This window comes from Nocardiopsis sp. NRRL B-16309 (assembly GCF_001279585.1).
Taxonomy (GTDB): Bacteria; Actinomycetota; Actinomycetes; order Streptosporangiales; family Streptosporangiaceae; genus Nocardiopsis.
Map to the genome: position 1 here is coordinate 238,272 of NZ_LGEC01000016.1, position 22,217 is coordinate 260,488.

A 22,217-nucleotide genomic window follows, 5' to 3' on the forward strand; every position below is an offset into this window, starting at 1 on the left:
CGGACGGGACGACCGCTCAGCGCGTACCCCAGGCGTAGGTCTGCTTGCGCAGCTTGAGGTAGAGGAAGGTCTCGGTGGTGTCCACCGAGTCCACCTCGCGGATGTCGGCCAGGATGTCCAGCAGCTTGGGGTCGTCCTCGGCCACCACCTCGACCAGGAGGTCGAAGGAGCCCGCGGTGATGACCACGTACTCCACGCCCTCGATGTCGGAGATGGCGTCGGCGGCGACGTTGAGGTCGCCGTTGGTGCGCACGCCGATCATGGCCTGGCGGCTGAAGCCCAGCATCATGGGGTCGGTGACGCCCACCACCTGGACGACGCCCGCCTCCAGCAGCCGCTGGACGCGCTGGCGCACGGCCGCCTCGGACAGCCCGACGGTCTTGCCGATGGCGGCGTAGGACCGGCGGCCGTCCTCCTGGAGCACCTCGATGATGCGTTTGGCCGTGTCGTCGAGCACGACGCCGTTGTTGCGCCGGGGGTGACCCGGATCCGACTGCTCACTCACGAGGCTCTCCGTTGGTTCCGAAGGAATCCGAGAATACGCGGTGCGGCCAGGGGCGGAAAACCTCGCCGCGATCACGACCGACAACGGAATCAAAGTTACTGCACGGTTCGGTCACGGGTGGAGGGAGCGTCGCCGACCGGGTCTTCGTGCTGCTCAGCGCTCGTCCCGCACCGAGTCCAGCGACAGCAGGGCCACGTGCAGTGACAGGCAGGTCTCCACCGACTCCAGGTCGGCGTCGAGGATGTTGGCGATCCGGCGCAGCCGTTCGTAGAAGGCCGGCCGCGACAGGTGTGCCCGGCTCGCGGCCAGCGCCTTGTTGCGCCCCGCGCCCAGGTAGCACCGCAGCATGTCGGTGAGGTCCCCGGCGTGCCGGGCGTCGTGGTCCAGCAGCGGCCCCAGCTCCCGCTCCACGTAGGTCTGCAGCCGCTCGTCGTCGCGGAACAGGTGCAGCAGGCCGCGCACGTGCAGGTCGGGCAGGCGGTAGAAGGGCCGCTGGTCGCTCTGGCGGATGGCGACGTCGCCGACCTGGCGGGCCTCCAGGAAGGAGCGCCGCACCTCGCGGATGTCGTCCGCCGACGACCCGACCGCGAGCACGGCGGCACCGCCGACCGCCTGGTGGACGCGGTCGGCGAGCATGTTCAGCGTGGGGTCCAGGCGCTGCTTGGTCGGCAGCGCCAGCAGGACGCCCACCCGCAGGTCGTCGAGCGAGCCCACGAGCGCGGGCAGGCGCAGCTCGCGGCAGGCACGCGCGGCGCCCTCGGCGGTGTCGGACAGGCGGGCCTGGGCGGCCAGACCGGTGCCGCTCTCCCGCAGCCGCAGGACCAGGCCGACCAGCGCACGGCCCTTGAGGGGAACGCCGACCGCGCGGGCCCGCACCAGGGCCTCCTCCGGGTCGGAGTAGGCCCGGTCGATGATGCCCGCGATGATCGTCCGGTGCGTCTGGCGCTCCAGGCTCTCCTGGTGGCGTTCCAGGAGCCGGCCGAGCGCCAGCGTGGTGGCGGCGCGCTCGATGAGCATGCTCTGGCGCGGGGTCGGCGCCGCGCCCGCGATGAGGATGAGGCGCCCCCAGTCCTGGCCGCGCGCGCCGACCATGGTGACCAGCCAGCCCGTGGCGGGGTTGTGGACCGTGCGGGAGCCGGAGCGGATCGCGCGCGAGCGGCTCTCCCACGAGGTCAGCAGCGTCCCCGGGTCCTCGCCGTTGAGGTCGCAGGCCAGCACCTGGTGGGTGAGGTTCTCCAGGACCACCGGGCACCCGGACAGCTGCGCGGCCTCGTGCAGGATCTGGGCGGTGTCGGCGCCCTCGACGGAGAGCTGGGTGAACACCGAGTGCAGCTTCTCGGACTCGCGCAGCTCCTCCAGCTGCTGGTTGACCACGCGGACGTGGACGGCCTCGGTGATCTCGACGAAGCGGGCCTCGCGGTCGAGCTGGATGACGGGGACGCGGGCGTCCCGGGCCGCGTCGAGGAAGGCGGCCGGCAGCTCGGCGTGGTACTTGCGGCCGAGTTCGACGGCGATCCCGCTCACCCCCGCGGCGGCCAGGTCGTCGATGTAGCGGCGCAGGGCGTCGGGGTCGTCGGGCATCGCGATGCCGGTGCTCAGCACCAGCTCGCCCCCGCGCAGGAGGTGGGCGAGGTCGGTCACCTCGGCGATGTGGACCCAGCGCACGGCCACGTCCAGGTACTCGGATCCGACCACCACACGGGGACGGGCGCGCTGGAGGGCGGGCAGGCTCAGGACCTCGGCGAGAGTGGGTAGCACCCCCACATACTAGGACGGGGTGTCGTCTCCGGGACGAATCGCCTTACACGTTGGCGTACGCGGCAGGCGCCCTGACCACCGGTTCCGCCCGCGGGGAACCGGGTTTACAGTCCGTAACACCGGCCACCATGTTGTCAACACACTGACGCTGGCCAAGCGCCCGGGGCGGGGTGAGACTGGGATCATGTCCGAACTTCTCTCGCGCCACCGCGCGGTCATGCCCTCCTGGCTGCCCCTGTACTACGAGTCCCCGCTGGAGATCGTCAGCGGCAAGGGCTCCCGCGTCACGGACGCCGACGGCCACACCTATCTCGACTTCTTCACCGGCATCGTGACCAACATGCTCGGCTACGACGTGGCCGAGGTGCGCGAGGCGGTGGAGCGCCAGATCGCCAAGGGCGTCGTGCACACCTCCACCCTGTACCTCATCCGCGGCCAGGTCGAACTCGCCGAGAAGATCGCCCGCCTGTCGGGCATCCCGGACGCGAAGGTCTTCTTCACCAACTCCGGGACCGAGGCCAACGAGACCGCCCTCCTGCTGGCCACCTTCGCGCGCGGCAGCGACGAGGTGCTCGCGATGCGCGGCAGCTACCACGGCCGCTCCTTCGGCACCGTCGCGGTGACCGGCAACCGGGCGTGGAAGAACTCGTCCCTGTCGCCGCTGAACGTGCACTACCTGCACGGCACCGACCACGCCGCCCCGGCCTTCCGCGGGATGTCCGAGCAGGAGTACGTCGAGGCGTGCGTCGCCGACCTGCGCGACGTCCTGGACACCACCGCGCCCAACGTGGCGTGCCTGATCGCCGAGCCGATCCAGGGCGTGGGCGGGTTCGCGATGCCGCCGGACGGGCTCTACGCCCGCTACAAGGAGGTCCTGGACGAGCACGGGATCCTCTTCGTCTCCGACGAGGTGCAGACCGGCTGGGGCCGCACCGGGACGAGCTTCTTCGGGATCGGCAACCACGGCGTGGTGCCCGACGCCATGACCTTCGCCAAGGGGCTGGGCAACGGCTACGCGGTCGGCGGCGTCGTGGCGCGCGGCGACCTCATGGACCGCCTGGGCGCGCTGGGCGTGGCCACGTTCGGCGGCAACCCCGTGTCCATGGCCGCGGCCGGGGCCACCCTCGACTACGTCCTGGAGCACGACCTCCAGGGCAACGCCCTGCGCCAGGGCGCGCTGATCACCGACGGGCTGCGGGCCCTCACCGAGCTGCCGAGCGTCAGGGACGTGCGCGGCAAGGGCCTGATGTTCGCCGTGGAGATGGTCGACCCCGCGACCGGCGCTCCGTCGCCGTCCCTGGCCGGCCGCGTGCTGGAGGAGGCCCGCGAGCGCGGCCTGCTGGTGGGCAAGGGCGGCGTGCACGGCAACGTGCTCCGCATGGCCCCGCCGCTGACCCTGTCGGCGCAGGAGGCGGCGGAGGGCCGCGACGTCCTGCTGGACGCCGTGCGCGCGGTCGACGCCCGGGCCTGAGCGCCCCGCCCCAGAGGCCGTGTTACGTGGGCGCCGCCCGCCACGAGCGGCGCGGGCACCCGCGGGACACGGCCGCACAACACCGAGGAAGAGGAAGTATGAGCAAGCACGTCACCCACTGGATCGGTGGGGCGCTCTTCGACGGCGGCGCCGAGCGCCGCGGGGACATCTACAACCCGGCGTCGGGCCGGGTCACGGGCACCGTGGACCTGGCCGGGGCCAAGGAGGTCGACGCCGCGGTCTCCGCCGCCCGCGAGGCCTTCCCCGGCTGGCGCGACACCTCGCTGTCCAAGCGGGTGCAGATCCTGTTCCGGTTCCGCGAGCTGCTCAGCGCGAACAGGGACAGGCTGGCCGAGCTGGTCAGCGCCGAGCACGGCAAGGTGTTCTCCGACGCCCAGGGCGAGGTGGCGCGCGGCCTGGAGGTCGTGGACTTCGCCTGCGGCATCCCCCACCTGCTCAAGGGCGGGTTCTCCGAGAACGTGTCCACGGGCGTGGACTCCTACTCGATCCTGCAGCCGGTCGGCGTGGTCAGCGGCATCACACCGTTCAACTTCCCGGCGATGGTCCCGATGTGGATGTTCCCGGTGGCGATCGCCTGCGGCAACACCTTCGTCCTCAAGCCCAGCGAGAAGGACCCCTCGGCGTCGCTGCTCATCGCCGAGCTGTGGACCGAGGCGGGGCTGCCCGACGGCGTGTTCAACGTGGTCCACGGCGACAAGGCCGCGGTGGACGCCCTGCTGGAGCACCCGGACGTCGCGGCGGTGAGCTTCGTGGGCTCCACCCCGATCGCGCGCTACATCTACCGGACCGCCGCCGAGCACGGCAAGCGCGTGCAGGCGCTGGGCGGGGCCAAGAACCACATGGTCGTGCTGCCCGACGCGGACCTGGACCTGGCGGCGGACTCGGCGGTCTCGGCCGGGTTCGGCTCGGCCGGTGAGCGGTGCATGGCCATCTCCGCGATCGCGGTCGTGGAGTCGGTCGCCGACGAGCTGGTCGAGAAGATCCGCGAGCGCGTCTCCCGCCTGCGGGTGGGCCCCGGTGACGACGACCGCAGCGAGATGGGACCGCTGGTGACCCGGGAGCACCGGGACAAGGTCGCCTCGTACCTGGAGTCGGGCGTGCGCGAGGGCGCGACCCTGGCCATCGACGGCCGGGTGCACCCGGTACTGGGCGGCGGGGAGGACGGGTTCTGGCTGGGCCCGACCCTGCTCGACCACGTCGGGCCCGAGATGTCCTGCTACCGGGACGAGATCTTCGGGCCGGTGCTGAGCGTGCTGCGCGTGGGCGGCTACGACGAGGCCGTGAAGCTGATCAACGACAACCCGTACGGGAACGGCACCGCGATCTTCACCAACGACGGGGGCGCGGCCCGCCGGTTCCAGAACGAGGTCGAGGTCGGCATGGTGGGCATCAACGTGCCCATCCCGGTGCCGATGGCCTACTACTCGTTCGGCGGGTGGAAGCAGTCGCTCTTCGGCGACTCGCACGCGCACGGCACGGAGGGTGTCCACTTCTACACCCGGACCAAGGCGGTCACCGCGCGCTGGACCGACCCGGGCAAGCGGCCCGAAGGCGGCGTCGACCTGGGGTTCCCGACCAACGGGTAGCCCAGAGTTCAGCGAATTAACGGATGGATGTCTCTCACTGACGGTCGGTGGTGGACAACACGGAGTATCGTTGGTGACGGTCGCCCCTCACAGCACGTGGTCGGCTGCCGTGACGGCGACCGGAGACCATCCGGGATAGACGCGCTCATTTCCCCTCCTCCCCATGGAAGCGGGTGCGTCAGCGGAAGCGCTCCGGGTCCGATTCTCCCCCTGGACCCGGAGCGCGACCGTACCTCCCGACCTCCGCGGCGGGGCGTGCTCCGTGGAGCGCGCCCCCGCCGCGCGACGCGCTAGCGCGCGGCCACCATCACCTCGCGTGCGGGGATCCGTGCCTCGGCGCCGATGATCCGGGCGCACTCGTCACAACCGAACACGGGGCCTCCGTCCGGCAGTACTCCCAGGACCCGGCGGGGGCGGGGCCACTTGGTGTGGCAGGCGACGCAGGCGTCCCCCTCGCACTGCGCCCGGCTCAGCAGCCCTGGGTCGTAGACGTGGAGGCCCGGCGAGTGATCGGGCCGCGTGTCTGGTTGGCACATCGTGCTCGTTCCGCGCAATGTCCTTGCTCCCCCCGTGGTTTAGGACAGTCTGGCGGGCCGATAGATACCGGCTCTCAAGTGAATCAAAGTCTGCGGGCGTCCGGAAGGCCCCGGACCAATCTAAATCACTCCGTGCAGGGCAATCATAACCCTAAGTAACGAAGCCTGGGAAGACCCCAGGTCACAGAGGATCTTTACTGCCCTTCGTCCGTTACTCCCCAGGGGATGGAGCTCGGGACCTTCGGCCTACGCGCGCGGAACGACGCCGAATCGGCGCATCGACAGGCTCGGATTGGTCACACGAACCTCGTCCACCCTTGCGGCCGAAACCCCGGCCGCGGCGACCGCGAAGGCCTGCTCCCCCAGGGCCGCGAGGGGGGTGCCCATCGGGTCGATCACCATGCTGTTGCCCGCCCCGGAGGGCGCCGCCTGCCCCGCCGCCGCCACGTACACGGTGTTCTCCACCGCGCGGGCGCGGGCGAGCGTGCGCCAGTGCTCCTCCTTGAGCGGGCCGGGCACCCACTGGGCGGCCAGCAGCACCACGTGCGCGCCCGCGTCGGCGATCCGCCGGGTCACCTCGGGGAAGCGCAGGTCGTAGCAGGTCTGCAGGCCGAACACGACACCGTCGACGGTGAAGGTCTCCGGCTCCTCGATGGGGCCCGGCGCGACCACGTCCGACTCCCGCACGCCGAAGGCGTCGTAGAGGTGGATCTTGCGGTAGTGCGCGACCCGCTCGCCCTGCGGGGACAGGGCCACCAGGGTGTTGGTGAAGTGGGTGGGACCAGCGGTCTCGTTCACCCCCACCACGAGGTGGACGCCCTCCTTGCGCGCGGCCTCGGCCGCGGCGGCGACGAAGGGGCCCTCCAGCGGCTCGGCCGCCTCGACGTAGCGGTGGTCGGTGCGCGGCGCCGTGAACATCGCGTACTCCGGGCACAGGACCACGTCGGCCCCCTCGGCCGCCGCCCGGCCGGCCAGCTCCGCGACCGACCGCTGGTTCTCGGCCTTGTCCTGACCGGGGGCGAACTGGGCGACCGCGACGCGCACCATCGGACCACTCCTCACACACTGCTCGTGCGGGCGCGCCCCGGCGGGCGGCCCGCGGGACGTCTGCCCGGGACGGGCGTCTCCCGAGTGTACGACCCGGAGGGCCGACGGCCCGGCCGCGCGGTTCGTGCGGTCGGCACGGTCGGCACGGTCGGCACGGTCGGCACGGTCGGCACGGTCGGCTCCTGCGTCCCGGGCGGGCCCGGTGCCGCGGTCGAGATCGGCGGGGCTGAACGGCTTGCCAGGAAGCTGAACACGTGTTTAACCTATTGAACATGAGTTCAACACCGAAGCGCCCTCCCGACCGGGACGAGGACCTCACCGCACGCGCCCGCATCCGCGACGCGGCCGTCGAGTGCTTCGCCCGGCACGGCTTCGACGTCACCGTCCGGGCCATCGCCGAGCGCGCCGGGGTCTCCCCCGGCCTGGTCCTGCACCACTTCGGGTCCAAGGCCGGGCTGCGCGAGACCTGCGACGAGTACGTCCGCCAGACGATCCGCGAGACCAAGACCGAGGCGGTCACCGCGCACGGGGAGCAGACGTTCCTCCAGCAGCTGGCCGAGATCGACGAGTACTCCGACCTCCTCGGCTACGTGCTGCGCTCACTCCAGGCGGGCGGGCCGATGGCCGTCGCCCTCTTCGAGCACATGGTCGAGGACATCGAGGAGTACCTGGCCAAGGGCGAGGAGGCGGGCACCATCCGCCCCAGCCGCGACCCGAAGGCACGGGCGCGCTGGCTGGCCGCCAACGGCCTGGGCTCGATCACGATGCTCTTCACGCTGCAGGGCCTCGGGCCGGACACCGACTTCCGCGAACTCCTGCGCCGCGCGACGCACGACATCATGCTCCCCGCGCTGGAGGTGTACACCGAGGGCCTGCTCACCGAGCGCACGATGCTCGACGCCTACCTCCTGTACATCAGCGATCCGCCGGAGGAACCGCGCTGAACGGCCCCGAGACCAGAGCACGCCCACCCCCCGCCGCACGAAGGAATCTCCCATGCCATCACCCGCCATCGACGTCCGCGGACTCGACAAGTACTTCGGCCGGTTCAAGGCCCTCGACGGCCTCGACCTCACCGTCGGGACCGGCCAGGTCGCCGGCTTCCTCGGACCCAACGGCGCCGGGAAGTCCACCGCCATCCGGGTCCTGCTCGGGCTGCTCAGAGCGGACGGCGGGACCGCCCGCGTCCTGGGCGGCGACCCGTGGACCGACGCCGTGGCCCTGCACCGCCGCCTGGCCTACGTGCCCGGCGACGTGGCGCTGTGGCCGAACCTGACCGGCGGCCAGGCCATCGACCTGCTCGGCCGGCTGCACGGAACGGCCAACCCCGCCCGGAAGAAGGAGCTGCTGGCCCGCTTCGAGCTCGACCCGGGCAAGAAGGCGCGCACCTACTCCAAGGGCAACCGCCAGAAGGTCGCCCTGGTGGCGGCCCTGGCCTCGGACGCCGAGCTGCTCATCCTGGACGAGCCCACCTCCGGGCTGGACCCGCTGATGGAGTCCGTCTTCACCGAGTGCGTCCGCGAGGCGAAGGCGCAGGGCCGCTCCGTGCTCCTGTCGAGCCACATCCTGGCGGAGGTCGAGAAGCTCTGCGACACGGTCACCATCATCCGCAAGGGTGTGGCCGTGGAGTCCGGGACGCTGGACGAGATGCGCCACCTGACGCGCTCCACCGTCCGCGCCACCACCGACGGCGACCCGTCCGTGCTCCGCGGCATGGCCGGGGTCCACGGGCTGGAGGTGGACGGCGACACCGTCACCTTCGACGTCGACAACGCCGAGCTGGACGACGCCGTCCGCGCGCTCTCCGGCCTGGGCCTGCGCTCCCTGGTGTGCAACCCGCCCTCGCTGGAGGAGCTGTTCATGCGCCACTACGGCGACGAGCTGGCCGCCCTCAACGGCAGCGGTGCCGGGAACGGGACCGGTGCCGAATGAGGACGTTCACCGGAACCGGCAGCCTGATCCGGTTCATCCTGCGCCGTGACCGCGTCCGCATGACGGTGTGGACGGTCTCGCTGGTCGGCATGATGGCGATGACCGTCCCGACGCTGGACGAGATGTTCCAGACCCCGGAGCAGCGCCTGGGGCGCGCGGCGATCATGGAGACCCCGACCGGGATCGTCCTCGGCGGCCCCGGGTACGGGCTGGACACCTACGGGCTCGGCGCGATGGTCGCCAACGAGATGACCATGACCCTGCTGGTCGCGCTGGCCGTCATGAGCGTCCTGCACGTGGTCCGGCACACGCGGGCCGAGGAGGAGAGCGGCCGCGCCGAACTGCTGCGCGCCAACGTCGTGGGCTCCGGCGCCCAGATGACCGCGGCGCTGGCCACCAACGCCGTCGTCAACGCCGTCATCGGCGGGCTGATCACGCTGTCCCTGGTCGCCAACGGCCTGGACGCGCCCGACTCCGTCGCCTACGGCGCGGGGCTGGCCCTGGCCGGGATCACCTTCGGCGCGATCGCCGCCGTGTGCGCCCAGGTCTCGGAGCACTCGCGCGGCGCCAGCGGGCTGGCCTTCCTGGTCGTGGGCGTGCTGTTCATGTTCCGCGTGGTCGGCGACATCGCCGAGCGCGGCGGCAGCGCCCCGTCGTGGTTCTCGCCGTTCGCCTGGGTGCAGCAGACCCGGATGTACGACGACCTGCGGTGGTGGCCGCTGGCGCTGTACGCGGTGGTCATCGTGGCGGTGTTCGCGGTGGCCTTCCTCCTGGCGGGCCGGCGCGACCTCGGCGCCGGGCTGGTCGCCGCGCGGCCGGGCCCGGTCAACGCGAGCCCGCTGCTCAACGGGGTGTTCGCGCTGCACCTGCGCCAGCAGCGGACGTCGATCGTCGCCTGGACGGTCGCGGTGGCCCTGTTCGCGCTGTCCTTCGGCACGCTCATCGCCGAGATCGACACGATGGTCGAGCAGAATCCGGAGCTGGTCACGCGGATGGGACTGGACGCGCAGAACATGTCCAGCGCGTTCCTGGGGATGCTGCTGCTCTACGTGGTGATGACGGCGGCCGCCTTCGCCACGCTGTCCGTGCTCCGCACCAGGGCGGAGGAGACGTCCGGTCGCGCGGAGCTGGTCCTGTCCACGGCGGTCGGCCGGATCCGGTGGATGGGTTCGGCGATGCTGGTCAGCACGCTGACCGCGATCGTGATGACGCTGCTGGGCGGCGCCTCCCTGGGACTCGGCGCGGCCCTGGCCACCGGGGACGACGACTGGGTGGGCACGGTGACCGAGGCCGCCGCGGCCCAGCTGCCGGTGGTCCTGATGTTCGTCGGGCTCACCGCGCTGTTCGTCGGCGTCGCGCCGCGCCTGGTCGGCGTGGTGTGGGCGTGGTTCGGCTACGGCCTCGTCGCGACGATCTTCGGACCGCTGCTGGACCTGCCGGAGTGGATGATGGACTACGGCCCGTTCGGGCTCGTGGCCCAGCTGCCGGTCGAGGAGTTCGAGACGGCGCCCTTCATCGTGGTGCTCGGCGCGGCCCTGGCCACGGCGGCGGTCGGCCTGGCCGGGTTCCGCCGCCGGGACCTGGCCACGGTCTGAGGTGGCGTGCCGCCGGTGCGCACCGGCGGCACGCCCCCGCGCCGGGCCTCCGCGCGTCGGGGCCGCCGCTCCGGGGGAGGTACTCCGGGAAGGCGACCCGGAAGGGGGTCACATGGCCACGCGCCGCGGGCGCCGCCGCGTGCTCGTACCGATCGCCGCCGTCATCGTCGTCGTCGCGCTCCTGGGAGTGTGCATGTGGAGCCTGCAGCGCTCACTGGTCTACCTGCCCGCACCCGGCGGGGTGCCCCCGGCCGGGAGCGTGCTCCAGGGAGCCGAGGACGTGCGCCTGCGGACGTCGGACGGACTCGGCCTGGGCGCCTGGCTGGTCCCGCCGAGCGGCGCCGACCGGGACACGGCCGTGCTGGTGGCCAACGGCAACGCGGGGAACCGGCAGACCCGCGCCCCGCTGGCCCGCGCGCTGGCGGACGAGGGCTTCACGGTGCTCCTGTTCGACTACCGCGGCTACGGGGGCAACCCCGGGCGGCCCTCCGAGGAGGGACTGGCCGCGGACGCGCGGGCCGCCTCCGACCTCCTCGTCGCGCGCGGCCACCCGCCGGAGCGGACGGTCTACTTCGGGGAGAGCCTGGGCACGGGCGTGGTGACCGCGCTGGCCGCCGAGCGCCCGCCCGCGGCCCTGCTCCTGCGCTCCCCGTTCACCTCGCTGGCCGACGTCGGCGCCCACCACTACCCGCTGCTTCCGGTCCGCGCCCTGCTGTGGGACCGCTATCCCGTGCTCGACACCATCGGCGGGATCGAGCGCCCGGTCACGGTCGTGCTCGGCGACGCGGACGGCATCGTCCCCCCGCGACAGAGCCTGGCCGTGGCCGAGGCCGCCCCGCACCTGGTCGAACGGGTGGTGGTGGCGGGCGCCGGACACAACGACGCCGCGCTGGCGTTCGGCCCCGAGGTGGTCGCCGCGACCGTCCGCCTGGCCGACCACGCCCTCTGACCGGCGGGGCTCAGGCGACGGGCGCGGTCCACGTCCGGGCCGCCTCGCGCAGGCGCATCAGCCGCTCCCAGTGCTCGGCGACCAGGGTCCGGCCGCGTCCGGTGAGGCGGACGGTGGTGCGCGGCCTGCCGTCGCCGCTCTTGTGGACCTCCACCACCTCCGCCGCCGCCAGCTTGGACAGGTGGCTCGACAGATTGCCCTTGGACAGGCCCGTGATCCGCTGGAGGAAGAGGAAGTCCGCGCTCTCACAGGAGAGCAGCGCGCTCGTGATCGCCAGCCGGGCGGGCTCGTGCACCAGACGGTCCATCTCCGCCATGTCCTCGAAGGGCGTCCCCATCATCCGCTCCCGTTCGCGGTCCCCACCGCGGGGAGGGTGCGCACGAGCACGCGGTGGTCGAACAGGCCCGCGACGCACACGGCCGCGCCGCCGACGGCCGTCAGCACGACCATCGACGTGAAGCCCAGCGGGTGCTCGCCCGTGGGCGTCCAGAGCCCGAGGGGCAGCAGACTCGCCACCGCCAGCGCGGCGCCCACCACCAGGTGGTGGACGCGCAGACGCCAGTGCGGGTAGGCGCACAGGGCGATGGCCGCGGCGAACACCAGGCCGCCGACGCCCACCGGCCCCGGCGGAACGAGGTTGGCGGCGAACAGGGCCCCGACGCAGAGGGCGGCGAGCAGGAGGACGTGGGCCGGGATCCGCGGCCGTCCGGCCAGGGCCTCCACGACGCCGAAGCGCCGACGGTAGTACCAGCGGACCAGCAGGGCCAGCCCCGCCGCCACGGGGATCGCGGCGAACAGGGGTTCCACGCCGCGGCCGTGCAGGAGGGCGAGGCCCATCAGGAGCAGCCCGGGGGGAACGAGGTTGAGCCCCTGGTAGTCACGGAACCCGGCGGTGACGTCACGCAGCCGCCGGAGTCGGTCGAAGTCGGGTTCGGTGGGCATCCGCGCCTCCGGTTTGTATCGCAAACCTTTACTCCACCTTAGGCTCCGCTCCCCTCCGGCCGCAAGGGGGCCGTGGCACCGGACGGGCGGGACCGTTATGGGACGGAGCCCCGTCTGCGGGAGACCCGTGGAGGGGAGCCCCATCGCGCAAGCCCCGTGGGAACCCTGCGAGTGGGCCCCCGTCAGCGGGAGGTCGGTGAGCGGGGAGCCCTGTGGGCGGGAGCCTCCTCGCGGGAGCCTGGCGGCTGTGCATGAGGGCACCGCACAGGCGGGAGTCCCGTGAGAGGGGGCCTGGGGGCTGCGTATGGGGGCACCGGACGGGTGGGAGCCCCATGAGAGACGCGAGGGAACGGTTAGGCCGAGGGGCGCGGAGCTGGGGACGCGAGCGCGGTCAGCCGGGGAGATAGGTGAGGGCCCAGGCGGGCGCGTAGACCACGATGAGGAACCGCGCCGTGCGGGTGACGAAGGTGATGACGGCGAACCGCCACACGCCGATGCGCACGACCCCGGCCAGCACCGAGACGATGACGAAGGGCGGCACGCTCGCGAACGAGCTCAGGGCCACCAGCCCCAGGCCCCACACCGGGCGCTCCTGCGCCTTCTCGCGCCAGCGCTCGGCACGCGCGGTCCAGCGGCCCGGGGTGGCGGCCTTGCGGCGCAGCCAGGGCGCGGAGATCGTGCCGCGGCCCACGTAGTAGTACGGCAGCTTGCCCAGGGTCTGACCCAGTCCCGCCGCGGCGGCCATCGCCACCAGGGCGCCGTCGTCCACCGCGACGACGGCCCCCACGAGGTAGAGCTCGATGTTGAGGACCGGGATCAGCCCGGAGAGCAGGGCGACCAGGAAGGCCAGCCCGGTCTCGATCACCCCTCGGCCGCGGCCAGCTGGCCGCAGGCCCCGTCGATCTCCTGGCCCCGGGTGTCGCGGACCGTGACGGAGACCCCGTGGGACTCGAGCCGCCGGACGAACTCGCGCTCGTCCTCCGGCCGGGAGGCGGTCCACTTCGACCCCGGGGTGGGGTTGAGCGGGATGAGGTTGACGTGCACCAGGTGGCCCTTGAGCAGTTCACCGAGCAGGTCGGCGCGCCAGGCCTGGTCGTTGATGTCCTTGATCAGCGCGTACTCGATCGACACCCGGCGGCCGGTGGTCCCGGCGTAGCGCCAGGCCGCGTCCAGGACCTCGTCGACCTTCCAGCGCGTGTTGATCGGCACCAGTTCGTCGCGCAGCTCGTCGTCGGGCGCGTGCAGCGAGATCGCCAGGCGCACCTGCATCTTCTCGTCGATGAGCTTGTTGATGGCGGGCACCAGGCCGACCGTGGACACGGTGACGCCGCGCTGGGAGATGCCCATGCCCTCGGGCACGGGGTCGGTGATCCGCCGGACCGTCTGCAGGACCCGCTTGTAGTTGGCCATGGGCTCGCCCATGCCCATGAACACGATGTTGCTGATCCGCCCCGGGCCGCCGGCGACCTCGCCGCGGGCCAGGTCGCGGGCGCTGGCGACCACCTGGTCGACGATCTCGCCCGTGGACAGGTTGCGGGTGAGCCCCGCCTGGCCGGTGGCGCAGAACGGGCAGTTCATGCCGCAGCCCGCCTGTGAGGAGATGCACAGGGTGACGCGGTCCGGGTAGCGCATGAGCACCGACTCGAACATCACCCCGTCGAACGCCTTCCACAGGGTCTTGCGGGTCATGCCGTTGTCGCAGGTGATGTGCCGGACCGGTGTGAGCAGGGTCGGCAGCAGCGCCTCCCCCAGACGCTCACGGGAGGCGGCGGGCAGGTCGGTCATCGCCCCGGTGTCCGACTCCAGACCGCCGAAGTAGTGCTTGGCAAGCTGCTTGGCGCGGAACGGCTTCTCGCCCAGGTCGGCGACGACCTCGGCACGCTCCTCGGGGCTGAGGTCGGCCAGGTGCTGGGGCGGCTTGGCGCGGCGGGGGGCGACAAAGGTGAGCTCGGCGGGCATAAGCATCCGTAACAAGTGGGTGGTCGATGCCCGGAGTGGAACGGCGGTCGTTATACGACCTATACGCGGTCGCAGTGCGGCTCCGCCGGAGAGGGCACTACCTTCGATTCTACGTCCGGACGGACCGGACTGGTCCGCCGACGGGTACGGCGACGATCGGCGTCTGGGAGGGCCGGTGACCGGAATCGACGTCCTGCTCGACGAGATCAGTCCCTATCAGAGCCGCCGCGTGGTCGTCGAATGCGACTCCCACACCACGGCCGCCTACCTCCTCGACGCGCGCGGGCGCATCCGCGTCCCCGTCTGGCTGGCCAACCATGAGAGCGCTCCCCGCACCAGCGAGTCGAGCGGCCTCTACGAGGGCCGGGCCCCGCTCATGCCGGAGGCCTACACCAAGCACCCGCAGGGCCGCCCGCGGTTCGACCCCGCGTGCCTGCGCGCCGTGTGGTTCGAGGAGGGCGACGGCGTCGCCCTGGTCGACGAGGAGGGCCTCCTGGCGGTCATCCCGGGCTGGGCCGAGGCCGACAGCGGGCTCCCGGGGTACGCGCGCGAGGCGATCGGCCGCAGCGCCTACGCCTGGGAGCTGGACTCGGTGCGCGGACAGCTCTGGCCCCGGGTCGTGCACGCCGAGGCCTACTGGGACTGGCGCCGCGCCTCCGGCGCCTGGCGCAGCGTCCAGCGCACGGTGCTGAGCCACCTGAACCGGCGTGTGGGCGAGGCCGGGCACTACTGGGACGTCTCCGACGGCCATCCCCCGCTGCTGCGGGTCTCGGAGCGCCCGCCCACGGCGGAGCGGCCGTTCACGATCCTGTCCACCGTGGGGATGTGCGGGCAGCGCATGCCCACGCTGGACCGGTACATGGCCAACACCGCCCAGCACGCACGGGTGGAGCTGGCGCTGGCCACGACGCTGCCCGCCCACCACGCGGCGCGCGTCTTCCGGTGGATCGGCGCGTTCCCCTGGCGGGCGGTCACGTGGTTCGGGACCGGCCACACGGTCAAGTGGCTGGACAACCCCGAGGACCGGGCGATGCGCGGCGGCGCGGGCGCCGTCCTGCTCCTGGAGGACCCCGATCCGCTGGTCACGCGGCCGGAGCACCGGCCGCCGGACACCTCCGGGCTCTCCTTCCAGGGCGACCCGGTGCGCTGGCTGTGGATCGTGCCGATCACCCGGCCCGAGCACCTGTTCGCCAAGGAGCACGACAGTGCCACGCTCGTCGACAAGCTCGCGGCGGAGGGCCGCAGCTGGGTGCTGGGCTGACCGGACGGCGCTTCGCCCGGCTGTCGCTCGACCGGGCGGCCGTTTCGACCGGCTGCCGCTTCGCCCGGCTGTCGCTCGACTGGGCGGCCGTTTCGACCGGCTGCCGCTTCGCCCGGCTGTCGCTCGACCGGGCGGCCGTTTCGACCGGACGGCCGTCCCCCTCAGCCGCGCGCGTCCACGACGAGCGCGTACACGGGCAGCACGTAGAAGAAGCCCACGAGCAGGATCCCGGCCACGACGAGCACCGTCGCGGCGGCGACCTGGGAGCGCGCGGTGACGATGTCGGCGCTCGAAGGGTCGGCCGGGTCGTAGGCGATCTCCACCCACTGCCCGCCGCGCAGCCCGTTGTGGCCGAGGGTGAGCCGCTGGCGCGCGGCCACCTCCACACCGTCCAGGGTGTGGAAGGTGAAGGGCGCCCGCGTCCGGCCGCCGCGGAGGAGCCGCCGGGGCTCGTAGTCCGCGTCCACCCGGCCGGCCACCCGCGTGCCGGTGCGGCGCAGCCGGGCGATCCGCCACAGGTGGGTGATCCCGGTCCACCCGACGAGGAGCGGGAACAGCCACAGCGTGAGGAAGAGCAGGGCGTAGCCCAGCAGTTCGCCCAGGATCTCCTTGGGCACGCTCAGGCAGCCGCCGCGTTCCCCACCGTTCCCGCCCATCGCCGTCCGCTTCCCTTCGCTCCGCAGGGTCGCGGACCAGCAAAGCACGACGGCACACCGGCCGGACAGCCCCGGTGGGCGAAAACGCGCTGACGGCCGGGGCGGGGCCGGAGCACGCCCGCACGCCCGCACGGCGCCGGAGGCGGCGTCCCCGTCAGCGGGCGATGCCCCGCCCGTCCCGCGCCTGGTCCAGCACGCGGTGGAAGCGGGCCATGTCCTCGTCGCTGAAGCGCTCCACGAAGCTGCGCAGCGTCGCGCCGGGGTCGGGTCCGGCGTTGAGCACCTCGTCCATCATCCGGGCGGTGTACTCGGCGTGGCTCTCCTTCGCCCAGTACACCCAGGCGCGGCCGGACTTCCTCCGGTCCACCAGGCCCTTGTGGTAGAGGATGTTGGCGACGGTCATGACGGTCGTGTAGGCGATCTCGCGGTCGTAGACCATGGTCTCGCGCACGCGTCGGACGGGCAGCGGTGTCTCGGACCGCCACAGAGCGTCCATGATGGCCGCTTCGAGTTCCCCTAGCCCCCTCAAGGCGATGTCACTCCCCGTGTGTCCAGAGTTCGTATCGCGATCGTAGACACGAGAGGGCTTCATGTGTGGGAAAACCCGGGAGAGGACACAGATACGCCCGCCCCCGTCGGCCGGAACCGGCGATTCCGCACCGGCCGGACCCGCGCGGGAGAGAAAGGGCGCGGTCGGGGCCGCCGACCACGCGCTGGAGGCCGGGCCCGGGTCCCCTCCATCCCCGCTGGAACCGGCGGAGGGGACCCGGCCGTCCTGCCCGGCCTCGCACACACGTTCCGACGCCGCCCCGCGCCGACCGGTTCCACGTGTTCCGCGCCACACTCCCCGTGGCCAGGGGCGGCCATCTCTTTCACACGTCCGAACCACCTGGAATCATCACAAAAGCGACAGGATAGACACGTTGGGCAAGGGGAACCACACGCAGAGGCAACAACCATGTGAAAGATTGTTAGCTATCTCCTAGTTTCAACAACCCTCGTGTTCCCCCGCAGGAGGCCGGGACAAGTAGCCTTGTACCCGACGAGTGCTGGCCAGGTCAGATGCTCCCCACTGGCGTGGGGACGCTCCCGATTCTTCTTGAGCCCGCCTTGCCAGCAGCCACCCGTCTTCCTACACATTCACAAGCGAGCTGCGGAAGTGGGCGATCTCCGCCGTGTCGTCTGAGGCGTCTCAACCCCTGACAGATTTCGGCCCGAACGAGTGGTTGGTCGAGGACCTTTACCAGAAGTACCTCACCGACCCGAATTCGGTTGACAAGGCTTGGTGGAACTTCTTCGCGGACTACAAGCCCGCGGAAACGGCCAACGGGAGGGGTGGGGGCCCTGCGAAGGCGCAGGCCGAGAAGACCCCCAAGGCCCCTGCCGCACCGGCACAGAAGAAGTCCGCCGCGGCCCCGGCACCCAAGAAGGACGAGTCTCTCGAGGTCAAGCAGGAGCGTCTGCGCGGGGCGACCGCGCGGACCGCGACCAACATGGAGTCGAGCCTGACCCTGCCGACCGCGACGAGCGTGCGTGCGGTACCGGTGAAGCTGCTGTTCGACAACCGCATCGTCATCAACAACCATCTCCGGCGCGGGCGCGGTGGGAAGGTCTCCTTCACCCACCTCATCGGGTACGCCATGGTCAAGGCCCTCGAGGCCATGCCCGAGATGAACCACTCCTACGTGGAGGTCGACGGCAAGCCCGGTGTCGCCAAGCCCGAACACGTGAACTTCGGCCTGGCGATCGACCTCCAGAAGCCCGACGGCTCCCGTCAGCTCGTCGTGCCCTCCATCAAGGGCTCCGACCAGATGGACTTCACGGAGTTCTGGAGCGGCTACGAGGACCTGGTACGCAAGGCCCGCAACAACAAGCTGGGCGTGCCGGACTTCCAGGGCACGACGATCAGCCTGACCAACCCGGGCGGCATCGGCACCGTGCACTCCGTGCCGCGGCTGATGCCCGGACAGGGCACCATCCTCGGCGTGGGTGCCATGGAGTACCCGGCCGAGTTCCAGGGGGCCAGCCAGGACACCCTGGCCGACCTGGGCATCAGCAAGGTCATGACGCTGACGTCCACCTACGACCACCGCATCATCCAGGGCGCGCAGTCCGGTGAGTTCCTCAAGCGGATCCACCAGCTGCTGCTCGGCGAGGACGGTTTCTACGACGAGATCTTCCGTTCGCTGCGCATCCCCTACGAGCCGGTGCGCTGGGTCCAGGACATCCGCGTCAACCCCGCCACCCAGCTCGACAAGACCACCCGGGTCCAGGAGCTGATCCACGCCTACCGCGTGCGCGGCCACCTCATGGCCGACACCAACCCGCTCGACCACGAGCAGCGCCGCCACCCCGACCTGGACGTGCTGGAGCACGGGCTCACCCTGTGGGACCTGGACCGCTCCTTCCCGACCGGGGGCTTCGGCGGCAAGCAGGTCATGAAGCTCCGGGACATCCTGGGCGTGCTGCGCGACACCTACTGCCGCACGGTGGGTATCGAGTACATGCACATCCAGAGCCCGGAGGAGCGGGAGTGGATCCAGGCGCACGTCGAGCGCGAGCACGAGAAGCTCGACCGCGACGAGCAGCTGCACATCCTGCACCGGCTCAACAGCGCCGAGGCCTTCGAGACGTTCCTGCAGACCAAGTACGTCGGGCAGAAGCGCTTCTCGCTGGAGGGCGGCGAGTCCCTGATCCCGCTGCTGGACGGCGTGATCTCCCGGGCCGCCAAGGCCGGGCTGGACGAGGCCGTCATGGGCATGGCCCACCGCGGCCGGCTCAACGTGCTGGCCAACATCTGCGGCAAGTCCTACGGGCAGATCTTCGGTGAGTTCGAGGGCAACCTCGACCCGCGCAGCGCGCACGGCTCCGGTGACGTCAAGTACCACCTGGGCACCGAGGGCACCTTCGAGTCGCACGAGGGCGACCAGATCCAGATCACGCTGGCGGCCAACCCGTCGCACCTGGAGACGGTCGACCCGGTCGCCGAGGGCATCGTCCGCGCCAAGCAGGACCTGCTCAACAAGGGCCCGCACGGCTTCACCGTCCTGCCGATCCTCATCCACGGCGACGCGGCGTTCGCGGGCCAGGGCGTGGTCGCCGAGACGCTGAACCTGTCGCAGCTGCGCGGCTACCGGACCGGCGGCACGGTGCACATCATCGTGAACAACCAGGTGGGCTTCACCACCTCGCCGTCCGACAGCCGGTCCAGCGTGTACGCCACCGACGTCGCGCGGATGGTGCAGGCGCCGATCTTCCACGTCAACGGGGACGACCCCGAGGCCGTGGTCCGGGTCGCGCACCTGGCCTTCGCCTACCGTCAGGCGTTCAACAAGGACGTCGTCATCGACATGGTCTGCTACCGGCGGCGCGGTCACAACGAGGGCGACAACCCCGCGTTCACCCAGCCGCTGATGTACGACGTCATCGACGCCAAGCGCTCCACCCGCAAGCTGTTCACCGAGGCCCTCATCGGCCGCGGCGACATCACGGTGGAGGAGGCCGAGTCGGCGCTGCGCGACTACCAGACCGAGTTGGAACGCGCCTTCACCGAGACGCGCGAGGTCGAGAAGAGGCCGATCGAGGCCGGCTCCGTCATCAAGCCGGAGGTGTTCACCGAGGGCCGCCTGGACCACTCCAGGGTCGAGACCGCGATCAGCACCGAGACGGTCAAGCGCGTCATCGACACCCAGGTGTCGCTGCCGGAGGGCTTCAAGCCGCACCCGCGGCTGGCGCCGCAGATCGCCCGGCGGGCGCAGACCGTCCAGGACGACGCCATCGACTGGGCGACCGGTGAGCTGCTGGCCTTCGGGTCGCTGCTGCTCGACGACCACCCCGTGCGGCTGATCGGCCAGGACAGCCGCCGCGGAACGTTCGGCCAGCGGCACGCCACGCTGATGGACCGCGAGACCGGCGAGACGCACACGCCGCTCAAGCAGTTCGACTCGGGCACCACCCGGTTCCACGTGCACGACTCCCTGCTGAGCGAGTACGCGGCGCTGGGCTTCGAATACGGCTACTCGCTGACCCGGCCCGAGGCACTGGTCATGTGGGAGGCGCAGTTCGGTGACTTCGTCAACGGCGCGCAGACCATCATCGACGAGTACATCAGCGCGGGCGAGCAGAAGTGGGGCCAGCGCTCCAGCGTGACCCTGCTGCTGCCGCACGGCTACGAGGGCCAGGGGCCGGACCACTCGTCCGCCCGCATCGAGCGGTTCCTGCAGCAGTGCGCGCAGGAGAACATGACCGTCGCGATGCCGACCACCCCGGCGAGCTACTTCCACCTGCTGCGCTGGCAGGCGAAGTCGCCGCTGGAGCGTCCGCTGGTCGTGTTCACGCCCAAGTCGCTGCTGCGCCTCAAGGCCGCCACCTCGGCGGCCGAGGACTTCACGACGGGCCACTTCCAGCCGCTGATCACGGACGACTCGATCGCGCCGGACAAGGTCCGCCGCGTCGTGCTGTGCTCGGGCAAGGTCTACTACGACCTGGACGCGGCCCGCCGCAACAGCGGTGACAAGCACACAGCGATCATCCGGGCCGAGCGGCTCTACCCGCTGCCGATCGAGGAGATCCGCGAGCAGCTCAAGGCCTTCCCGAACGCGGGCGAGGTCCTGTGGGTGCAGGAGGAGCCGGCGAACATGGGCCCGTGGCCGTTCGTGGCGCTGGTCTTCTCCGAGCAGCTCGACCGCCCGTTCACCCGGATCTCGCGTCCGGCCTCCTCCGCGCCCGCGGCCGGTTCGGCCAAGCGCCACGAGGCCGAGCAGCGCGCCCTGGTGGACACGGTGTTCCCGCCGGCGGACTAGCCCATGTACTACACCGATCGCGGAATCGAGGAGCTGGAGAAGCGCCGCGGCGACGAGGAGGTCAGCTTCGGCTGGCTGGCCGAGCAGCTGCGGACCTTCACCGACGTGCACCCCGAGTTCGAGACGCCCGTCGACCGGCTGGCCACGTGGCTGGCGCGGCTGGACGACGAGGACGAGGAGTAGGCGGCACCTGACGGAAGGGGCCCGGATCGCCGATGCGATCCGGGCCCCTTCCGCGTGCGCGGGGCGCCTCAGGCGGCGGTGCGGAACCAGTCCCGGCTGGCCCGGGTGAGCAGCAGCAGGAGGAAGAGCCCCGGGAAGACGAGGCCGAGCACGGACACGGCCACCGCGACGACGAGTCCCTCCGTGTTGCTGATGGTGGGGATGAGCGCCAGCTGCAGGCCCACGTCGGTGCCGATCGCGATGAGCGCCCACTGGAGTGCGATCGCGTCTCCGCGGCCGAGCCGGGCCGCCGCGATGCCGTAGCTCACTCCCGTGATGATTCCGACGGTCGGTATCAGGACGTGGTCGAGGAGGAGCAGATCCTCGCCTCGGTCCATCCCGGGTGGTGGTGCGAGGTAGGCGCCGATGAGGGCCAGCACGAGCGTGGCGAGGCCGAACAGCGCGAGCAGCGACGCCAGTCCGAAGAGGATGCGGAGGACCCTGAGTCGGCGCGGCATGACCGGAGGCCGGTCGTCCGGCACGCCGATGGGGATCGGCTCCGGTGAGTAGGAGACGGGCTCTGGGGGATGCACGGGGGATCTCCTGACTGTTTTGTCTGGATTGACGAACAGCATCCCATTGAACCCCAGGTCAGGGAGGCCCCGTGCCACCGGGCCGAGCCGGGAACGGTTCTCGTGAGCGCTACGTCGAGATCGTGCGTCCGGCGCGCTGCCGGATGAGTTCGTTCACGCACTCCTCGGGCCGGGTGACGGAGACCCGCACTCGGGCCGTCGTGACGCCCAAGAAGGTGAACTGGTCGTCCTCGACCCGCACCGCCGCCTGGCCGAGATAGGGGTCGCAGCACAGCGTGGGCGTGAGTTCGCCGCGGTGCATGGTCTGGGCGAGCTTGCTGCCCAGCTGTCGGTCGGCCAGCGCTCGCTGGAGATCACGGAGATAGGTGACGCGAGGGTCGTGGAGTTCCATGCTCTGAGCCTCGCCACTCACGGCTGACTTCCACAGCCTTCTGCACGAATC

Annotated in this window: 21 protein-coding genes; 9 read left to right on the forward strand and 12 right to left on the reverse strand. The window is 71.4% G+C overall.

All coding sequences use genetic code 11. The annotated features are described in order from the left end of the window. Nucleotides 1-16: 16 nt before the first annotated feature. Together ADL05_RS04065 and ADL05_RS04070 are read right to left on the reverse strand one after the other, a co-directional pair. The gene (locus ADL05_RS04065; RefSeq protein ID WP_053615493.1) at nt 17-505 is read right to left on the reverse strand and encodes an Lrp/AsnC family transcriptional regulator; all 489 of its coding nucleotides are present in this window, start codon (nt 503-505) and stop codon (nt 17-19) included. A gap of 153 nt (nt 506-658) precedes the next feature. After that, a complete protein-coding gene (locus ADL05_RS04070; RefSeq protein WP_053615614.1) occupies nt 659-2,263 on the reverse strand; it encodes a PucR family transcriptional regulator ligand-binding domain-containing protein in 1,605 nt (534 codons plus the stop codon). Between the two features lie 184 nt (nt 2,264-2,447). On the opposite strand from ADL05_RS04070, the gene ADL05_RS04075 reads away from it, so the two are divergent. Continuing rightward, nucleotides 2,448-3,734 (forward strand): aspartate aminotransferase family protein, encoded by a 1,287-nt coding sequence (locus ADL05_RS04075; RefSeq protein WP_053615494.1) that lies wholly within the window; start codon nt 2,448-2,450, stop codon nt 3,732-3,734. Between the two features lie 98 nt (nt 3,735-3,832). Beyond that, a complete protein-coding gene (locus tag ADL05_RS04080; protein WP_053615495.1) occupies nt 3,833-5,341 on the forward strand; it encodes a CoA-acylating methylmalonate-semialdehyde dehydrogenase in 1,509 nt (502 codons plus the stop codon). Between the two features lie 290 nt (nt 5,342-5,631). Here ADL05_RS04080 and ADL05_RS04085 read toward each other — a convergent pair whose 3' ends face one another. After that, nucleotides 5,632-5,877, reverse strand: coding sequence for a hypothetical protein (locus ADL05_RS04085; protein ID WP_053615496.1), 246 nt, complete (start codon nt 5,875-5,877; stop codon nt 5,632-5,634). A 246-nt stretch (nt 5,878-6,123) separates the two neighbouring features. Next, nucleotides 6,124-6,924 (reverse strand): carbon-nitrogen hydrolase family protein, encoded by an 801-nt coding sequence (locus tag ADL05_RS04090; RefSeq protein WP_053615497.1) that lies wholly within the window; start codon nt 6,922-6,924, stop codon nt 6,124-6,126. A gap of 272 nt (nt 6,925-7,196) precedes the next feature. Here ADL05_RS04090 and ADL05_RS04095 point away from each other — a divergent pair, with 272 nt between their 5' ends. The 4 genes from ADL05_RS04095 (at nt 7,197) to ADL05_RS04110 (ending at nt 11,400) form a co-directional block, all read left to right on the forward strand. After that, a complete protein-coding gene (locus ADL05_RS04095; protein WP_053615498.1) occupies nt 7,197-7,868 on the forward strand; it encodes a TetR/AcrR family transcriptional regulator in 672 nt (223 codons plus the stop codon). A gap of 52 nt (nt 7,869-7,920) precedes the next feature. Next, on the forward strand, nt 7,921-8,856 hold the full coding sequence (locus ADL05_RS04100; RefSeq protein ID WP_053615499.1) for an ABC transporter ATP-binding protein: 936 nt from the start codon (nt 7,921-7,923) through the stop codon (nt 8,854-8,856). Then, nucleotides 8,853-10,451: an ABC transporter permease gene (locus tag ADL05_RS04105; RefSeq protein ID WP_053615500.1), complete on the forward strand. Its 1,599-nt coding sequence runs from the start codon at nt 8,853-8,855 to the stop codon at nt 10,449-10,451. The genes ADL05_RS04100 and ADL05_RS04105 overlap by 4 nt, the downstream gene beginning before the upstream one ends. 112 nt (nt 10,452-10,563) lie before the next feature. Further along, nucleotides 10,564-11,400, forward strand: a complete 837-nt coding sequence (locus tag ADL05_RS04110; protein WP_053615501.1) for an alpha/beta hydrolase — start codon at nt 10,564-10,566, stop codon at nt 11,398-11,400. Nucleotides 11,401-11,410: 10 nt separating this feature from the next. Here ADL05_RS04110 and ADL05_RS04115 read toward each other — a convergent pair whose 3' ends face one another. The 4 genes from ADL05_RS04115 to rlmN all read right to left on the reverse strand — a co-directional run bounded on the left by ADL05_RS04115 (nt 11,411) and on the right by rlmN (nt 14,301). Further along, the gene (locus ADL05_RS04115) at nt 11,411-11,737 is read right to left on the reverse strand and encodes a transcriptional regulator (RefSeq protein WP_053615502.1); all 327 of its coding nucleotides are present in this window, start codon (nt 11,735-11,737) and stop codon (nt 11,411-11,413) included. Further along, nucleotides 11,737-12,342 carry a hypothetical protein gene (locus ADL05_RS04120; protein WP_053615503.1) on the reverse strand — a complete coding sequence of 202 codons (606 nt, stop codon included), beginning with the start codon at nt 12,340-12,342 and terminating at the stop codon, nt 11,737-11,739. The genes ADL05_RS04115 and ADL05_RS04120 overlap by 1 nt, the downstream gene beginning before the upstream one ends. A gap of 391 nt (nt 12,343-12,733) precedes the next feature. Then, a complete protein-coding gene (locus ADL05_RS04125) occupies nt 12,734-13,207 on the reverse strand; it encodes a VTT domain-containing protein (RefSeq protein ID WP_053615504.1) in 474 nt (157 codons plus the stop codon). Next, nucleotides 13,204-14,301 carry a 23S rRNA (adenine(2503)-C(2))-methyltransferase RlmN gene (gene rlmN / locus ADL05_RS04130; protein ID WP_053615505.1) on the reverse strand — a complete coding sequence of 366 codons (1,098 nt, stop codon included), beginning with the start codon at nt 14,299-14,301 and terminating at the stop codon, nt 13,204-13,206. The genes ADL05_RS04125 and rlmN overlap by 4 nt, the downstream gene beginning before the upstream one ends. 175 nt (nt 14,302-14,476) lie before the next feature. On the opposite strand from rlmN, the gene ADL05_RS04135 reads away from it, so the two are divergent. After that, the gene (locus ADL05_RS04135; protein WP_053615506.1) at nt 14,477-15,562 is read left to right on the forward strand and encodes a suppressor of fused domain protein; all 1,086 of its coding nucleotides are present in this window, start codon (nt 14,477-14,479) and stop codon (nt 15,560-15,562) included. A 161-nt stretch (nt 15,563-15,723) separates the two neighbouring features. Here ADL05_RS04135 and ADL05_RS04140 read toward each other — a convergent pair whose 3' ends face one another. Together ADL05_RS04140 and ADL05_RS04145 are read right to left on the reverse strand one after the other, a co-directional pair. After that, nucleotides 15,724-16,218, reverse strand: a complete 495-nt coding sequence (locus ADL05_RS04140) for a DUF3592 domain-containing protein (protein ID WP_053615507.1) — start codon at nt 16,216-16,218, stop codon at nt 15,724-15,726. A 154-nt stretch (nt 16,219-16,372) separates the two neighbouring features. After that, on the reverse strand, nt 16,373-16,747 hold the full coding sequence (locus ADL05_RS04145) for a BlaI/MecI/CopY family transcriptional regulator (protein WP_053615508.1): 375 nt from the start codon (nt 16,745-16,747) through the stop codon (nt 16,373-16,375). A 646-nt stretch (nt 16,748-17,393) separates the two neighbouring features. On the opposite strand from ADL05_RS04145, the gene ADL05_RS04150 reads away from it, so the two are divergent. Both ADL05_RS04150 and ADL05_RS04155 read left to right on the forward strand, forming a co-directional pair. Further along, the gene (locus ADL05_RS04150) at nt 17,394-21,020 is read left to right on the forward strand and encodes a multifunctional oxoglutarate decarboxylase/oxoglutarate dehydrogenase thiamine pyrophosphate-binding subunit/dihydrolipoyllysine-residue succinyltransferase subunit (RefSeq protein WP_053615509.1); all 3,627 of its coding nucleotides are present in this window, start codon (nt 17,394-17,396) and stop codon (nt 21,018-21,020) included. A gap of 3 nt (nt 21,021-21,023) precedes the next feature. Continuing rightward, the gene (locus tag ADL05_RS04155) at nt 21,024-21,203 is read left to right on the forward strand and encodes a DUF6104 family protein (protein WP_053615510.1); all 180 of its coding nucleotides are present in this window, start codon (nt 21,024-21,026) and stop codon (nt 21,201-21,203) included. Nucleotides 21,204-21,271: 68 nt separating this feature from the next. On the opposite strand, the gene ADL05_RS04160 is transcribed toward ADL05_RS04155, so the two are convergent. Both ADL05_RS04160 and ADL05_RS04165 read right to left on the reverse strand, forming a co-directional pair. After that, complete coding sequence (locus ADL05_RS04160; protein ID WP_053615511.1) at nt 21,272-21,775, reverse strand: hypothetical protein; 504 nt, start codon at nt 21,773-21,775, stop codon at nt 21,272-21,274. 109 nt (nt 21,776-21,884) lie between these two features. Continuing rightward, a complete protein-coding gene (locus tag ADL05_RS04165) occupies nt 21,885-22,166 on the reverse strand; it encodes a hypothetical protein (RefSeq protein ID WP_053615512.1) in 282 nt (93 codons plus the stop codon). Between the last annotated feature and the right edge of the window lie 51 nt (nt 22,167-22,217).

Coding starts and splice junctions, on each gene's coding strand:
- ADL05_RS04075 (WP_053615494.1), top strand. CDS start 2,448: ATGTCCGAACTTCTCTCGCGCCACCGCGCGGTCATGCCCTCCTGGCTG.
- ADL05_RS04080 (WP_053615495.1), top strand. CDS start 3,833: ATGAGCAAGCACGTCACCCACTGGATCGGTGGGGCGCTCTTCGACGGC.
- ADL05_RS04085 (WP_053615496.1), bottom strand. CDS start 5,877: ATGTGCCAACCAGACACGCGGCCCGATCACTCGCCGGGCCTCCACGTC.
- ADL05_RS04090 (WP_053615497.1), bottom strand. CDS start 6,924: ATGGTGCGCGTCGCGGTCGCCCAGTTCGCCCCCGGTCAGGACAAGGCC.
- ADL05_RS04095 (WP_053615498.1), top strand. CDS start 7,197: ATGAGTTCAACACCGAAGCGCCCTCCCGACCGGGACGAGGACCTCACC.
- ADL05_RS04100 (WP_053615499.1), top strand. CDS start 7,921: ATGCCATCACCCGCCATCGACGTCCGCGGACTCGACAAGTACTTCGGC.
- ADL05_RS04105 (WP_053615500.1), top strand. CDS start 8,853: ATGAGGACGTTCACCGGAACCGGCAGCCTGATCCGGTTCATCCTGCGC.
- ADL05_RS04110 (WP_053615501.1), top strand. CDS start 10,564: ATGGCCACGCGCCGCGGGCGCCGCCGCGTGCTCGTACCGATCGCCGCC.
- ADL05_RS04115 (WP_053615502.1), bottom strand. CDS start 11,737: ATGGGGACGCCCTTCGAGGACATGGCGGAGATGGACCGTCTGGTGCAC.
- ADL05_RS04120 (WP_053615503.1), bottom strand. CDS start 12,342: ATGCCCACCGAACCCGACTTCGACCGACTCCGGCGGCTGCGTGACGTC.
- rlmN (WP_053615505.1), bottom strand. CDS start 14,301: ATGCCCGCCGAGCTCACCTTTGTCGCCCCCCGCCGCGCCAAGCCGCCC.
- ADL05_RS04140 (WP_053615507.1), bottom strand. CDS start 16,218: ATGGGCGGGAACGGTGGGGAACGCGGCGGCTGCCTGAGCGTGCCCAAG.
- ADL05_RS04155 (WP_053615510.1), top strand. CDS start 21,024: ATGTACTACACCGATCGCGGAATCGAGGAGCTGGAGAAGCGCCGCGGC.
- ADL05_RS04165 (WP_053615512.1), bottom strand. CDS start 22,166: ATGGAACTCCACGACCCTCGCGTCACCTATCTCCGTGATCTCCAGCGA.